Here is a 15,345-nt window from a genome sequence, read left to right as displayed (position 1 = left end):
AGATCCTCACAACATCAGCGCTAATAAGCCAGCACCCTCTTTCTGTGGGTGCTGGCAAGGTGGGTAAAGATGGTACTCAGTACCGTTCGCGTAAAAATTAACGGAGAATGTCGCAAGACATTCTCCGTTATTGTCAGAAGTGATAGCCCCCGTCGTCAGCACACTCAGCTACTTATCCCTCCTTCCATTCTGCAGTGACGGTCCCTAAGACCAAAACGTTCACCTTCCTCATCCTGGAAAGGGTGTTTTCGTTTTTTAGGCCCTTTTTTATGAAGATAAATGCCCCCCTCGCATTAAGCATATTCAGCACGCGCCAGGCAGGCAGGGGATATTCTGGTTTGTCCTCAGCAATCACTTAGCAGGTTAAGCGCCGAAGAAAGAGAAATAATATTTGAAAATATCAGTGGGGTATCATGCTGAAGGGTGGCGCAGGCCAGAGATGATCTCATTGGGTGTGTTAGCGCATTCAGTCGTTCACTAAACGCTGTGCCTCTCTTTTGTACTCGCCCATTACTGGGGATTCCTCAGCACCGAGAGGCGGGTTGTATTATGTCTGCTGCGCAGTAGCAGGAATAAAGCCGCTAGCGACGATACGCTTCCTGAATGGTGGTCAGAGAGCCCACCACCAGCGCCTCTTTATAATGCTTACGACAGACCGATATATAGCGTTCATTGCCGCCAATCACCACCTGCTCGCCTTCTGCATAAGGTTTACCGGCATGATCGAGGCGCAGTACCATGCTTGCCTTACGCCCGCAGAAACAGATAGTTTTTAATTCCACCAGTTTGTCCGACCAGGCCAGTAAATACTGGCTGCCAATAAATAGCTCGCCGCGAAAATCGGTACGCAGGCCATAGCAGAGCACGGGGATATCGAGTTCATCGACCACGTCGGAAAGCTCATGTACCTGCTCGCGCGTCAAAAACTGGCATTCATCCACCAGCACGCAATGCACTTCTCCAGCGGCCACGTCGGCGCGAATTTCGTCCAGCAGGTTAGTCTGCGGATTAAAGAGTTTTGCCGGCGACGAGAGGCCAATTCGGGAACTCACCTTCCCGGCCCCGAAACGGTCGTCAATTTCAGCGGTGTACACCACGGTACGCATCCCCCTTTCCTGGTAATTGTAGGACGATTGCAGTAGTGCGGTCGACTTACCGGCGTTCATTGCTGAATAGTAGAAATAAAGTTGTGCCATTGGCCGTAAAACCCTAATCAATGTGTATTATTCCCGATGCGCCATTGTACCATATTTTGTCTGGTCATCTGCGCTAGCGCGCGGCGTATGGCGGTTCCGGTACGGTTAGGTTGTCGCCTGGATATACCGTTGGCGATGATGAATGGTAACCGAAAAGTGAAACGCCATGAGGTTATAGACGCGGTAAGTTGCGGAAAAATATGTTTTTTTATTGCAGTAGCAACGCCGGGATTCATTCAATAATAATTAACAATTTCGACGGGCAACCTTGTTAAGCGACCTAATACAAAAGGTTGATATTTATCCTGGGCAACTATATTTCTGAAGAAAATTGTCCGAAAAAAAGAGTTCACCGACCGGTTAACAGCGCATCTTTTGATAACAAAATGGGCTTTAACGCGGCTGAATTTAAGTTAGTGATATTAATAATAGCCCCCGATATTAAGGAATTTTTGAATTCCTTACATTCTGACCTATTGCACATATCAATTTAAGCCTCTATTATTACCTCAACAAACCCCACAATATAAGTTTGAGATTACTACAATGAGCGAAGCACTTAAAATTCTGAACAACATCCGTACTCTTCGTGCACAGGCAAGAGAATGTACTCTCGAAACGCTTGAAGAAATGCTGGAAAAATTAGAAGTTGTCGTTAATGAGCGCCGTGAAGAAGAAAACGCCGCTGCTGCTGAAGTTGAAGAGCGTACGCGTAAACTGCAGCAATATCGTGAAATGCTGATCGCTGATGGTATTGATCCTAACGAATTGCTGAACAGCATGGCTGCCGCTAAAACCGGTGCTAAAGCTAAACGCGCTGCACGTCCGGCTAAATATAGCTACATCGACGAGAACGGCGAATCTAAAACCTGGACCGGCCAGGGCCGTACCCCCGCTGTTATCAAAAAAGCGATGGACGAGCAAGGTAAACAACTGGACGATTTCCTGATCCAGGAATAAACCAGAATATTTACTGAAAAATCCCGCTTAATGCGGGATTTTTTATGCCTGCATTTTATACAGTGTGACATTCCGTTACATACTGTCATATTACCTCTCCTCCCACCCTGTATCTGCCTTTACCCTTGAGCGCATGGTGTTCCACAACCATAAAAAAACCGGCGTCGCAAGGCTTCACCGGTTTCGTTTAACGCCTGAACAGAGGCTTAGTTTTTAATGTCCAGCGTCTCTTTCAGCCACACTTTAAATTCTTCACCCAGCGTCTGGTGGCGAACACCATATTCAACGAATGCCTGCATGTAACCGAGTTTATTACCGCAGTCGTGGCTCTTACCTTTCATGTGGTAGGCTTCAACGGTCTCTTTTTCGATCAGCATGTCGATAGCATCAGTCAGCTGGATTTCATCGCCAGCGCCTGGAGGGGTTTTTGCCAGCAGCGGCCAAATCTCTGCGCTCAGGACATAGCGGCCTACCACGGCCAGATTAGACGGGGCTACGTCGGCTTTAGGCTTCTCGACCACGCCAACCATTGGCACGCTGTCACCCGGGTTCATGCCAACGCCTTTGCAATCGACTACGCCGTAGGCGGTAACGTCTTCTACCGGTTCAACCATAATCTGGCTGCTGCCGGTGTCATCGAAGCGTTTAATCATATCGGCCAGGTTATCCTGGGACAAATCTGATTCAAATTCGTCGAGAATAACGTCAGGTAAAATAACCGCGACAGGTTCATTACCCACAACCGGATGCGCGCACAGCACGGCGTGACCCAGGCCTTTTGCCAGACCCTGGCGAACCTGCATAATAGTCACGTGCGGTGGGCAAATAGATTGCACTTCCTGCAGAAGTTGACGCTTAACGCGTTTTTCCAGCATCGCTTCCAGTTCGAAACTGGTATCGAAATGGTTTTCGATAGAGTTTTTGGATGAATGCGTTACCAGCACAATTTCCGTAATGCCAGCGGCAATACATTCGTTGACGACATACTGGATTAATGGCTTATCAACGAGCGGCAGCATCTCTTTCGGAATTGCCTTGGTTGCGGGCAACATCCTGGTTCCTAATCCTGCTACCGGGATAACGGCCTTTGTCACTTTCGAATTTAGGGCAGCCATTGAAACTCTCCTGAACTGTTCACGTTTTGAACTTTAGTCTGCATTAATAACGCGTTTAGTATATCAGTCTCAGGATGAAGTCCGGGTCTGAAAAGGACGCGCTACCGTTTAATTAGGATAAATACGACTGAAACTGGCAGTGATAGTAGCACTGCCTTCGAAACGACGGTAAAGCTATCTACCGTTTAAATTCCAACTGATTATTCCGTGGACAACATTAAGCGCAGCCGCCCGCCTGCCCCCCAAATTTGGCATTGCCAGGAGGGGCAGCGGTGGCTTATTTGATTGAGATAAGTATTACCCAACGTCCCTAACGGAACGCCGTTACTCACCTGTATATGATGTTCGCCGGTATTAAGGGTGGCATTGAGTCCGGCCGACACCAGCACCAGGTTTTTTAAACCGCTGTGGTAATAACCCACCAAGAGGGGAAATTGACCCGGTAAATTTGCCTGGCGCAGTAACTGATTAACCTGTTTAAGTAAACTGCCTAACTCCGGCAGACGCTGACCCTGGTGAGAAAGTTGCTCCTGGAGTAAGCCATTAAACAGCGCGCGCAGTAATAACGCCGCCAGGACGCCATTATCGCCCGCGCGGGTGACATCCAGACAATAAAAGGCCAAATCATGATCGGATAACGGCGCGATATCCAGCACCAGACCGGACTGATCTGCCGCCACCAGTTGGCGGTAATTAATCCGGCAATCGGAGAGGGTCTGCTGAACCGGCGGCTGCAACTCCTGCAGCAGCTTTGCCGCAGCAGAGGGATTATTGACTAACGCATCCCAGTCCTGGAAGAGACGCTCCTCTTCCTCAACGCGCGAGTTGAACATATTGGGATACAGGCAAGCCAGCACGGTTTCACGCAGGCGATTAAGATCTTTCACCGGCTTAAGCAGAACATCCTGCACCCCCAGGCGCAGCGCTTTGGCGATATCGGCCATATTTTCGGTGGCGGAGATAATCAGAATCGGGATCTGATCGCCGGCATTGCGCAAATGCTCCACCAGTTTCAGACCATTCATGCGCGGCATCGCAATGTCGCAGATCATCAGATCAGGGGTGATTCTGGCGAGTTTCTCCAGCGCCTCGAGGCCATCATTGGCCAGCGAAGTTGTTGCCCCCAACGATGACAGCCATGAATCCAGTAGCGAGCGGAAAACAGGCTCGTCTTCGACAATCAAAATTTGTTTTCCGGCTAATGGCTGCGTCATGGTCTCTCCCGGGGCTGACAGTAAATAAATAGTGGCATGCTATCGGTACTAGCGCCTGTCAGATTTTGCTGAAGTCTTCAAAAACGGTGCTCAGGCAGTAGCCCGCACCAAAGGTAACAATTCATCCATTTTCTTTTCGACAGCCTGCGCGCCTGCGGAAATAGCCGCTTCTGCACGGTGGAAATCAAGCGTTGAAATTTGCGGACAAAAAGGTTGGATCAAAATATCCGGCGGGTCACCCGCCATCCGATTACGCTTCAGGCGGTTTTCCAGAACCTGAATCGAGGTGGTCATGATTTCCAGGGCGGTCGGCGCAGCGACCAGCTTGCGCGCCGTGGCCCGGCTGATCCGCTCGCGCAGGCGTTCATGCCAGGCGAGTTCATCAAGCCCGGCATCTTCTGAATGGGTATTTACTGGCATGAGATCGTGCTGCATCAGATGGGCGTCATGCTGCAAATCGACAGCAATTACGATATCGGCGCCCATTGCACGGGTAAGCGAGACGGGAATAGGATTGACGACGCCGCCGTCGACCAGCCAGTAGCCGTTATGGGGAACCGGGGCCATTAAGCCTGGCATGCTGCATGAAGCGCGAACGGCAAGATGGAGATCGCCTTCGGTGAACCAAAGTTCGCGGCCGGTACTGAGGTTAGTGGCAACGGCGCCAAAGGGCATCTGGCAGCTGGAAAATTCGGACAGGGGCATCACCTGGCGGAAGCGGTTAAAGACGCGCTCACCGCGCAACAGCCCGCCGCGTTGCCAGGAGAAGTCCATCAAGCGCAGAACATCCCAGTAGCTGAAGGATCGCACCCAGGTTTCCAGCTCGGGAAGTTTGCCGCAGGAATAGGCAGCGCCGACCAGCGACCCGATTGAACACCCTGCGACAATATCAATTTCGATACCAAGACGTTGTAAGGCGTTAATAACACCGATGTGCGACCAGCCCCGGGCTGCACCTGAGCCCAATGCCAGTCCAATTTTAACCTTTCTCATTAGCCCTTTTTAACGTCCCCTGGATTCCTGGCATAGCGTCATTGCAACCGCTCAGTTAACATGGTGCTACCCCATCATTCATTTTACGTTTCAGGAAAGAGAGTATCGTGTCTCAACTCTGTCCCTGCGGTAGCGCACTCGAGTATAGCCTATGTTGTCAGCGATATCTTACTGGCGAGCAGGTAGTGCCGGACCCGTCATCCCTTATGCGCTCCCGATATGCTGCTTTTGTGACGCGTGACGCAGACTACCTTATTAAGACCTGGCATCCGTCGTGCCACGCCGCTGATTTTCGTCAGGAAATTGAAGCCGGTTTCGTCAATACGACCTGGGCAGGATTGACCCAATATGAAACGGCACCAGGACGCGATGAGAACGAAGGGTTCGTCAGCTTTGTCGCGCGCTTTATGGAACAAGGCAAAGCCGGTGCGATAATCGAGCGCTCCCGTTTCTTAAAGGAGGGCGGACAGTGGTACTATATTGACGGTACTCGTCCGCAGTTTGGTCGTAATGACCCCTGCCCCTGCGGTTCAGGTAAAAAATTTAAAAAGTGTTGCGGGCAATAGCGCCTGACAAACACCGTTCCAGCAAACACCTAACAGGATTTCCCGGCAATGCAATCAACACAACGCAAAGTGCTGCGCACCATTTGTCCCGATCAGAAAGGGCTTATCGCCCGTATTACCAATATTTGCTACAAGCATGAACTGAACATTGTGCAGAACAACGAGTTTGTTGATCACCGCACCGGCCGCTTCTTTATGCGCACCGAGCTGGAAGGCATTTTCAACGATGCGACGCTGCTGGCCGACCTGGACGGCGCGCTGCCGGAAGGTTCTGTGCGTGAGCTGACACCAGCCGGTCGTCGTCGGGTGGTGATTCTGGTCACCAAAGAGGCGCACTGCCTTGGCGATCTGCTGATGAAAGCCAACTATGGCGGTCTGGATGTGGACATTGCCGCCGTTATTGGTAATCACGATACCCTGCGCACGCTGGTTGAACGTTTCGATATTCCATTTGAGCTGGTCAGCCACGAAGGTCATACCCGCGAAGAGCACGACACGTTGATGGCGCAGGCTATCGAAGCTCATAACCCGGATTATGTGGTACTGGCAAAATACATGCGCGTTCTCACGCCGACATTCGTCTCCCGCTTCCCGAATAAAATCATCAATATTCACCACTCGTTCTTACCGGCGTTTATCGGTGCACGCCCTTATCACCAGGCGTACGAGCGCGGCGTGAAGATCATCGGTGCAACGGCGCACTACGTGAATGACAATCTGGATGAAGGCCCGATCATCATGCAGGACGTGATTCATGTCGATCATACCTACACAGCGGAAGACATGATGCGTGCCGGGCGCGACGTCGAGAAAAACGTCCTTAGCCGTGCGCTGTATCAGGTCCTTGCGCAGCGCGTCTTCGTCTACGGTAACAGAACGATTATTCTTTAATCCTTCACGCAATGAATTGATTAGCTTTACATCTTTCCGGATAAAATTCAGGCAAACGATTCATTTTCGCAAAGGAAGTCTTTACAGGGGCGCGTCATTTGATATGATGCGCCCCGCTTCCCCCAAGGAAGCAGGCCAGTAAAAGCATTACCCCGTGGTGGGGTTCCCGAGCGGCCAAAGGGAGCAGACTGTAAATCTGCCGTCATCGACTTCGAAGGTTCGAATCCTTCCCCCACCACCATCACTTCTGACTGGCACACTCATATATAGAACCTGTTTTCCTCATATTCTGCCCATGCGGGAAGGATGAGAAGCTTCGACCAAGGTTCGATTCGAGCGTAGCGAGAAAGCGTTGCCGCAGGCAACGACCCGAAGGGCGAGGCGCAGCCGAGTGATCCTTCCCCCACCACCATCACTTCATTAGAATACCTACTTTCAAACAGCCGCAATTGCTCATATTCTGCCCATGCGGGAACAACACCCACTACATCGGTGGCAACCGGCGCTTCACCGGCGAACTCTTTACTATCGACGTATTGCACTGGGCATGCTCTGCCAGCCCGTCCAGCAACGTATCCAGTTGCTCAATAGATCGCACCACCAGCCGAATAACGAAACAGTCCTCCCCGGTCACTTTGTCGCTCTCAATACACTCCGGCATCGCCTGGATGTAGCTATCCACCTTATGTAATAAACCCGGCAATGGCCGCACGCGGACCAGTGCCTGCAGGGTGTAACCTAACGCCGCCAGGTTTACCCGGGCGCTGTATCCCTGAATAACGCCCCGCTCCTCCAGCCTTTTTAAACGCTCTGCCGTGCTGGGCGAGGTAAGTCCCACCCGGCTGCTCAGCACCTTCAAAGACATCCGCGCATCCTCCACCAGGCAGGCCAAAATCTGCCGGTCGATCTCATCGATAAGGTAATCCATCACATTCACCTAATTTATAAAAGCCAAAGACATCTGTTACCTTAGATCAGCCCTGTAAAACCAGACAGGATTTTTCGACAATAATGGGCATTAATCAGGAGGTGTGTGATGCGTGAACTTCAACAAGGCGTCTGGCAGATGTGTCTGGCGATGCTGATTTCTGGCTCCATTGGGGCCTTTGTGTTGCTCTCCGGCCTGCCGGTGACCGACGTCGTGTTCTGGCGCTGTCTGATTGGCGCCATCGCGCTCTTCATCTTTATCCGCCTGAGCAAACAGCCCTTTAGCCCGCTTACCCGCGTGACGCTGGGATTAGCCGTGCTGGGCGGCGTGGCGCTGGTGATCAACTGGCTGCTGCTGTTCGCCGCCTTCGAGCGCATCTCTATCGGCCTCTCCACGGTGGTCTATAACACCCAGCCGTTTATGCTGGTGCTGATGGGGATGCTGCTGGGGGAACGGGTCAGTGTGGTGAAATGGGGTTGGCTGGCGCTGGCGTTTGCCGGGGTGGTGATTTTACTCTCCAGCGAGCTGACGCAGGGGCACGCTGACGGCTGGCTGACCGGAATTGCCCTCGCCCTCGGTGCTGCGTTCTTCTATGCGTTAACCGCCATTATTACTCGCCAGCTAAAATCTCTGGCCCCACAGCATATTGCCTTTATTCAGGTGCTGACCGGGATCGTGATGCTGCTGCCGCTGGCGCACAGGCCGGTCTTCTCCGCCGACTTTCCGTGGGGGATCCTGCTGACGCTGGGCATTGTCCACACCGGCATCATGTATCAGCTGCTGTACAGTGCGATTCAGAAACTGCCGACGCCCATTACCGGCTCCCTGTCATTTATCTATCCGGTAATTGCGCTAATTGTCGATAACCTGGTGTTTGGCCATTCGCTCAATGCCACCCAGTTTGCAGGCGGCCTGCTGATCCTGTTCGCCGCGGCGGGCAACAACCTGGGCTGGGGCGAAAAAAAACCCCGCGAAGGCGGGGTTGGAATCAAACAAGCGTAACTTAGCGACGCGCACGCACAATCTGGTATTTGCGCGTCAGGTACTCCACCGGCGCGCTCCAGATATGCACCAGGCGGGAGAACGGGAACAGCAGGAACAGCGTCATCCCAAGCACCAGGTGCATGCGGAAGATAAACGCTACGCCGTCCAGATGCGCTGACGCGCCGCCGTGGAAAGTGACCACGGACTGCGCCCACCCTACCAGCTTCAGCATTTCGCTGCCGTCCATATGTTGAGCGGAGAACGGAATGGTCAGCAGACCCAGCGCACACTGCACCATCAGCAGGGTGAGGATCAGAATATCAGCCCCGGTGGTGGTCGCACGCACGCGCGGGCTGAACAGACGACGCTTCAGCAGCAGCAGGCCGCCGACGAGGCACATCACGCCGCTGGCACCGCCCATGATCATCGCCATCTTCTGCTTCACGTCCATCGGCAGGAAGGATTCATACATCCAGTGCGGGGTCAGCATCCCGAGGAAGTGCCCGGCGAAAATACCCAGAATCCCGATGTGGAACAGGTTGGACGCCAGGTTCATCCCTTTACGATCCAGCATCTGGCTGGAGCCTGCGCGCCAGGTGTACTGACCGTAGTCATAGCGCAGCCAGCTGCCGACGAGGAATACCGAGCCCGCAATGTACGGGTAGATATCAAAGAAGAACATATTCAGGAAGTGCATTATTGCTGTCCTCCGTTAGAGATATTCAAATATTGCGGGGCAACGGCTCCGGCAAAACGACGCTGGTGAGCGGAGATCTCCGACTCGCCGCAGCTCTCGTCGGCAAAGAACTTAACCTGCTCTTCTTCCCAGACCGCATCCAGCGCCTGCGGCGTGTCATCGCGGGCTTCATCCGCGATTTTCGCCGCCACTTTCTCACTGTCGATGGCCGCTTTGGCGAGTTTCACCAGCAGATCGAACAGCACCGCGTAGCGGCTTTCACGCTGTTGCAGACGCGCACTAAGCAACGCCAGAATCGGGGCGATATCCTGCAGACCGCCCAGCGCTTCGTCTTTTGGCAGCTGCGCCAGATACTCCAGATACAGCGGCAGATGATCCGGCAGTTCGCGGCTGTCGAGCTGCAGGCCTTGCTGCTCATACTGGTTCATCAGGTCGACCATCGCCTGGCCCCGGTCGCGGGATTCACCATGCACGTGCTCAAACAGCAGCAGTGAGGTGGCGCGGCCGCGGTCAAACAGCTGGCTGTAGTCAGACTGCGCATCCAGCAGATCGCGGGCTAACAGGTCGCGGAGGAAAACGCCCAGCATCTGGGCATCCTCTTTATCCAGGTTTTCAGATGACGCGAGTGCATCGAAAAGTTCCTGTTGATGCTGCACAAGCGCAGCATCCGGGTACTCGAGCAGACGCGAAACAATGACAAGTTCAATCATTGGTGCGGCTCCGTTTTGCTGGTCACATCCATCGCGTCAATGCGACGGCTGTTGAACAGGTTGAATTTGCTGTCTGAACCGTGGCAACCGTCACCGAAGGTGAAGCCGCAACCGCTTTTTTCCGGGAAGGCTTCACGCGCCTGCTCACGGTGGCTGCTTGGCACCACGAAACGATCTTCGTAGTTGGCAATCGCCAGGTAACGGTACATCTCCTGCGCCTGAGCTTCGCTCAGGCCCACTTCTTCCAGCGCGCGGGTGTCGATGACGCCGTCAACGGTTTCCGCACGTTTGAAGTGGCGCATCGCCAGCATACGTTTCAACGCCAGCAGTACCGGCTGGGTGTCGCCTGCGGTGAGCAGGTTCGCCAGGTACTGAACCGGGATACGCAGGCTGTCCACGTCCGGCAGAATGCCGTTGCTGCCCAGTTCACCCGCATCGGCTGCGGACTGAATCGGTGACAGAGGTGGCACATACCAGACCATTGGCAGGGTGCGGTATTCCGGGTGCAGCGGCAGCGCCAGCTTCCAGTCCATCGCCATTTTGTAGACCGGCGACTGCTGGGCGGCGTCAATTACGCTCTGCGGAACGCCATCGGCCAGCGCCTGCTCAATCACTTTTGGATCGTTCGGATCGAGGAACACCTCCAGCTGACGCTGATAAAGATCTTTCTCGTTCTCGGTGCTTGCCGCAGTCTCAATCGCGTCTGCGTCGTACAGCAGCACGCCGAGGTAGCGGATACGGCCCACGCAGCTTTCGGAACAGACGGTTGGCATACCGGCTTCGATACGCGGATAGCAGAAGATGCACTTCTCGGACTTGCCGCTCTTCCAGTTAAAGTAGATCTTTTTGTACGGGCAACCGGTAATGCACATGCGCCAGCCGCGGCACTTGTCCTGGTCGATCAGCACGATGCCGTCTTCTTCACGCTTATAGATGGCACCGCTCGGGCAGGTCGCCACACATGCCGGGTTCAGGCAGTGTTCGCACAGGCGCGGCATATACATCATGAAGGTGTTTTCGAACTGACCGTACATCGCCTTCTGCATATTCTGGAAGTTCTGGTCTTTGGCGCGTTTTTCAAACTCGCCGCCCAGAATCTCTTCCCAGTTAGGACCGCTGGTAATTTTGTCCATCCGCTGACCGGTGATCAGCGAGCGCGGACGGGCGATCGGCTGGTGTTTGCTTTCCGGTGCGTTGTGCAGGTTCTGGTAGTCGAAGTCAAACGGCTCGTAGTAATCGTCGATGCCCGGCAGATGCGGGTTAGCGAAGATTTTACCCAGCAGCAGCGCTTTGTTACCCATGCGCGGCACCAGTTTGCCGTTGATCTTACGGATCCAGCCGCCCTTCCACTTCTCCTGGTTTTCCCAGTCGTTCGGGAAGCCTACACCTGGCTTGCTCTCAACGTTGTTGAACCACGCATATTCCATACCTTCACGGCTGGTCCAGACGTTTTTACAGGTGACTGAGCAGGTATGACAGCCGATGCACTTATCCAGATTCAGCACCATGCCGACTTGTGAACGAATTTTCATTTTACGCTCTCCTGTACCTGGTCATTACCTTCGCCGTCTAACCAGTTAATATTCTTCATCTTACGTACCACCACGAACTCATCGCGGTTAGAGCCGACGGTGCCGTAATAGTTAAAGCTATAGGCCAGCTGCGCGTAGCCGCCGATCATATGGGTCGGTTTTGGCGTAATACGGGTCACGGAGTTGTGAATACCGCCACGCTGTTCGGTGATTTCTGAGCCCGGCAGGTTTACGATACGTTCCTGCGCGTGGTACATCATGGTCATCCCGGCTGGCACACGCTGGCTGACAACCACACGCGCCGTCAGAGCACCGTTACTGTTAAACACTTCGATCCAGTCGTTATCTTCGATACCCAGATCCTTCGCATCCGCTTCGCTCATCCACACAATCGGGCCGCCACGGGACAACGTCAGCATCAGCAGGTTGTCGCTGTAGGTGGAGTGAATGCCCCATTTCTGGTGCGGCGTCAGGAAGTTCAGCGCCTTCTCCGGATTACCGTTCGATTTCTTGCCCATCACCGCTTGCACAGAACGGGTGTCGATTGGTGGACGGTAGACCAGCAGGCTTTCGCCGAAGTCGCGCATCCACTGGTGATCCTGATACAGGGACTGACGACCGGACAGGGTACGCCATGGGATCAGCTCGTGAACGTTGGTGTAACCGGCGTTATAAGAAACGTGTTCATCTTCCAGGCCTGACCAGGTCGGGCTGGAGATGATTTTGCGCGGCTGGGCCTGAATATCGCGGAAGCGGATCTTCTCGTCTTCTTTGTTCAGCGCCAGATGGGTATGGTCGCGACCGGTGAATTCACTCAGCGCTGCCCATGCTTTTACCGACACCTGGCCGTTAGTTTCCGGGGCAAGGGTCAGGATCATCTCTGCTGCGTCGATGGCGGTATTCAGCATCGGCTGACCTTTCGCCGGGCCGTCCGCTTTGGTGTAGTTCAGCTTACGCAGCAGGTCCATCTCGCTCTGGGTGTTCCAGGAGATGCCCTTCCCGCCATTACCGATTTTCTCCAGCAGTGGACCGATAGAGGTAAAGCGCTCCCAGGTCGCCGGATAGTCGCGCTCAACCGGAATAATGTGCGGTGCGGTAACGCCTGGGATCAGGTCGCATTCGCCTTTTTTCCAGTCCTTCACGTCCAGCGGCTGGGCCAGTTCGGCCGCAGAGTCGTGCTGGATTGGCAGCGTCACCACGTCAGTTTCAACGCCAAGGTGGCCGACGCAGACTTCGGAGAATTTCTTCGCGATATCTTTGTAGATATCCCAGTCGCTTTTCGATTCCCACGCCGGGTCAACGGCAGCAGACAGCGGATGAATAAACGGATGCATGTCCGAGGTATTCATGTCGTCTTTCTCGTACCAGGTCGCGGTTGGCAGCACGATATCGGAGTAGAGACAGGTGCTCGACAGACGGAAGTCCAGCGTCACCACCAGATCCAGTTTGCCGTCGAGACCGTTATCTACCCACTCGACTTCTTCCGGCTTCACGCCGCCCTGCTGGCCGAGATCTTTACCCTGAATACCGTGCTCAGTCCCGAGCAGGTACTTCAGCATGTACTCGTGGCCTTTACCGGATGAACCCAGCAGGTTAGAGCGCCAGATAAAGAGGTTACGCGGGTGGTTTTTGCCGTTTTCCGGCTGCTCCGCCGCAAAGCGAATAGAGCCGTCTTTCAGGGATTTGACGGTGTAATCCACAGGCGACATACCTGCTTTGGCCGCAGCCTCTGCGATACGCAGTGGGTTAGTGCCCAGCTGTGGTGCAGACGGCAGCCAGCCCATGCGTTCAGCACGCACGTTGAAATCCAACAGATGGCCGGTGTAGCGGGATTTATCCGCCATTGGCGACAGCAGTTCCTGTGCGGTGACGGTCTCGTAACGCCACTGGCTGGAGTGGTTGTAGAAATAGGAGGTGCTGTTCATGTGACGCGCCGGACGCTGCCAGTCAAGGCCAAACGCCAGCGGCTGCCAGCCGGTCTGTGGACGCAGTTTTTCCTGGCCAACATAGTGTGCCCAGCCGCCGCCGCTCTGACCGACGCAGCCGCAGAAGATCAGCATGTTAATCAGCCCGCGATAGTTCATATCCAGGTGGAACCAGTGGTTCAGACCGGCACCGACGATGATCATTGAACGACCATGCGTCTTATCCGCGTTATCCGCAAATTCGCGCGCGGTACGGATGATATGGGCGCGCGGTACGCCGGTGATCTGCTCTGCCCATGCGGGGGTGTACGCTTTCACATCATCATAGCTGGTGGCGCAGTTTTCATCGTTCAGGCCGCGCTCCAGGCCGTAGTTGGCCAGCGTCAGATCGTAAACGGTGGTCACCAGCGCAGTAGAACCGTCGGCCAGCTGCAGGCGTTTCACCGGCAGCTTGTGCATCAGCACGTTTTCCAGCGCCACTTTGTTGAAGTGCTCGGAGCCTTCGCCGCCGAAGTACGGGAAGCCGACGTCGGCGATGTCGTCCTGGCTGCCGAGCATGCTCAGGCGCAGTTCAGTCTCATCACCGGAGGTACCGTCACGCTGTTCGAGGTTCCATTTGCCTTTCTCACCCCAGCGGAAGCCGATTGAGCCATTCGGCGCAACGATGTCGCCGTTGCTGTTACAGGCAACGGTTTTCCATTCCGGGTTGTTTTCCTGACCCAGGGCATCCACCAGGTCCGCTGCACGCAGCATACGGCCTGCCGCGTAGTAACCGTCGCGCTCTTCCAGCATCACCAGCATTGGCATGTCGGTGTATTTGCGCACGTAGTCGGTGAAGTACTGGCTTGGCTTATCGAGGTGGAACTCACGCAGCATCACGTGGCCCATCGCCAGCGCCATTGCGGCATCGGTACCCTGTTTCGGGGCCAGCCACAGGTCGCACAGTTTGGCGATTTCGGCGTAGTCCGGGGTAATGGCAACGGTTTTGGTGCCTTTGTAACGCACTTCGGTAAAGAAGTGGGCGTCAGGGGTACGGGTCTGCGGAACGTTAGAGCCCCAGGCGATGATATAGCTGGAGTTATACCAGTCGGCAGATTCCGGCACGTCGGTCTGCTCACCCCAGGTCTGCGGCGACGCAGGCGGTAAGTCACAGTACCAGTCGTAGAAGCTCAGACAGGTGCCGCCGATCAGCGACAGGTAGCGCGCGCCGGAGGCGTAAGAGACCATCGACATCGCCGGGATCGGCGAGAAGCCTGCCACGCGATCCGGACCGTAGGTTTTAACGGTATAGACGTTGGAAGCGGCAATCAGCTCGTTAACTTCTTTCCACGAGGAGCGCACAAAGCCGCCGCGGCCGCGTGCCTGCTTGAAGCTTTTCGCTTTATCCGCGTCTTCAATAATGGAGGCCCAGGCATCAACCGGATCGCTGTGCTGCACTTTCGCTTCGCGCCACATTTTCATCAGGCGTTTGCGCATCAGCGGGTATTTCAGGCGGTTGGCGCTGTACAAATACCAGGAGTAGCTCGCGCCACGCGGACAGCCGCGCGGTTCGTGGTTCGGCATATCCGGGCGAGTACGTGGGTAGTCGGTCTGCTGCATTTCCCAGGTGACGAGACCGTTCTTAACGAAGATCT

The 15,345-nt window shown here is 54.5% G+C and carries 13 protein-coding genes, 1 tRNA gene, 1 other RNA gene and 1 pseudogene; 6 read left to right on the top strand and 10 right to left on the bottom strand.

The genetic code is table 11. From position 1 onward, the window contains the following. Positions 1–20: 20 nt before the first annotated feature. Together ACRDD5_RS04415 and tdk are read right to left on the bottom strand one after the other, a co-directional pair. Positions 21–155 (bottom strand): annotated as a pseudogene (locus ACRDD5_RS04415) (IS4 family transposase); the annotation flags it as partial. Between the two features lie 426 nt (positions 156–581). Further along, entirely contained in the window at positions 582–1,196 is a 615-nt protein-coding gene (tdk, locus tag ACRDD5_RS04410; protein ID WP_271284147.1) for a thymidine kinase, read from the bottom strand. A gap of 546 nt (positions 1,197–1,742) precedes the next feature. Here tdk and hns point away from each other — a divergent pair. After that, complete coding sequence (hns, locus tag ACRDD5_RS04405; protein WP_271284146.1) at positions 1,743–2,156, top strand: histone-like nucleoid-structuring protein H-NS; 414 nt, start codon at positions 1,743–1,745, stop codon at positions 2,154–2,156. A 206-nt stretch (positions 2,157–2,362) separates the two neighbouring features. On the opposite strand, the gene galU is transcribed toward hns, so the two are convergent. From galU to rssA, 3 genes are all read right to left on the bottom strand, one after another. Further along, complete coding sequence (galU, locus tag ACRDD5_RS04400; protein WP_271284145.1) at positions 2,363–3,271, bottom strand: UTP--glucose-1-phosphate uridylyltransferase GalU; 909 nt, start codon at positions 3,269–3,271, stop codon at positions 2,363–2,365. A 200-nt stretch (positions 3,272–3,471) separates the two neighbouring features. Beyond that, complete coding sequence (gene rssB / locus ACRDD5_RS04395; RefSeq protein ID WP_271284144.1) at positions 3,472–4,485, bottom strand: two-component system response regulator RssB; 1,014 nt, start codon at positions 4,483–4,485, stop codon at positions 3,472–3,474. Between the two features lie 90 nt (positions 4,486–4,575). Next, positions 4,576–5,478, bottom strand: coding sequence for a patatin-like phospholipase RssA (gene rssA / locus ACRDD5_RS04390; protein ID WP_271284143.1), 903 nt, complete (start codon positions 5,476–5,478; stop codon positions 4,576–4,578). Between the two features lie 107 nt (positions 5,479–5,585). On the opposite strand from rssA, the gene ACRDD5_RS04385 reads away from it, so the two are divergent. The 4 genes from ACRDD5_RS04385 (at position 5,586) to ACRDD5_RS04370 (ending at position 7,347) form a co-directional block, all read left to right on the top strand. After that, positions 5,586–6,044, top strand: coding sequence for a YchJ family protein (locus ACRDD5_RS04385; RefSeq protein WP_438676047.1), 459 nt, complete (start codon positions 5,586–5,588; stop codon positions 6,042–6,044). Positions 6,045–6,092: 48 nt separating this feature from the next. Further along, on the top strand, positions 6,093–6,935 hold the full coding sequence (purU, locus tag ACRDD5_RS04380; RefSeq protein ID WP_271284141.1) for a formyltetrahydrofolate deformylase: 843 nt from the start codon (positions 6,093–6,095) through the stop codon (positions 6,933–6,935). Between the two features lie 156 nt (positions 6,936–7,091). Further along, positions 7,092–7,176, top strand: a tRNA-Tyr gene (locus ACRDD5_RS04375). Between the two features lie 44 nt (positions 7,177–7,220). Continuing rightward, positions 7,221–7,347, top strand: a non-coding RNA gene (locus ACRDD5_RS04370) — RtT sRNA. A gap of 72 nt (positions 7,348–7,419) precedes the next feature. On the opposite strand, the gene ACRDD5_RS04365 is transcribed toward ACRDD5_RS04370, so the two are convergent. After that, positions 7,420–7,863 carry an Lrp/AsnC family transcriptional regulator gene (locus ACRDD5_RS04365; protein ID WP_438676046.1) on the bottom strand — a complete coding sequence of 148 codons (444 nt, stop codon included), beginning with the start codon at positions 7,861–7,863 and terminating at the stop codon, positions 7,420–7,422. 108 nt (positions 7,864–7,971) lie between these two features. On the opposite strand from ACRDD5_RS04365, the gene ACRDD5_RS04360 reads away from it, so the two are divergent. Next, a complete protein-coding gene (locus ACRDD5_RS04360) occupies positions 7,972–8,865 on the top strand; it encodes a DMT family transporter (RefSeq protein WP_271284139.1) in 894 nt (297 codons plus the stop codon). Between the two features lies 1 nt (position 8,866). On the opposite strand, the gene narI is transcribed toward ACRDD5_RS04360, so the two are convergent. From narI to ACRDD5_RS04340, 4 genes are all read right to left on the bottom strand, one after another. Then, positions 8,867–9,544, bottom strand: coding sequence for a respiratory nitrate reductase subunit gamma (narI, locus tag ACRDD5_RS04355; RefSeq protein ID WP_271284138.1), 678 nt, complete (start codon positions 9,542–9,544; stop codon positions 8,867–8,869). After that, positions 9,544–10,254, bottom strand: coding sequence for a nitrate reductase molybdenum cofactor assembly chaperone (gene narJ, locus ACRDD5_RS04350; protein WP_271284137.1), 711 nt, complete (start codon positions 10,252–10,254; stop codon positions 9,544–9,546). The genes narI and narJ overlap by 1 nt, the downstream gene beginning before the upstream one ends. Next, a complete protein-coding gene (narH, locus tag ACRDD5_RS04345) occupies positions 10,251–11,786 on the bottom strand; it encodes a nitrate reductase subunit beta (RefSeq protein WP_438676045.1) in 1,536 nt (511 codons plus the stop codon). Before narH ends, narJ begins: the two co-directional genes overlap by 4 nt. Then, positions 11,783–15,345, bottom strand: a 3,563-nt coding sequence (locus tag ACRDD5_RS04340) for a nitrate reductase subunit alpha (RefSeq protein WP_438676044.1), incomplete at its 5' end; no start/stop codon positions are given. The genes ACRDD5_RS04340 and narH, both read right to left, overlap by 4 nt.

Origin of the sequence: Silvania sp. (genome assembly GCF_051656365.1) — a bacterium.
Classification (GTDB): domain Bacteria; phylum Pseudomonadota; class Gammaproteobacteria; order Enterobacterales; family Enterobacteriaceae; genus Enterobacter; species Enterobacter hatchlandensis.
This window is presented reverse-complemented; position numbering and strand designations above follow the sequence as displayed.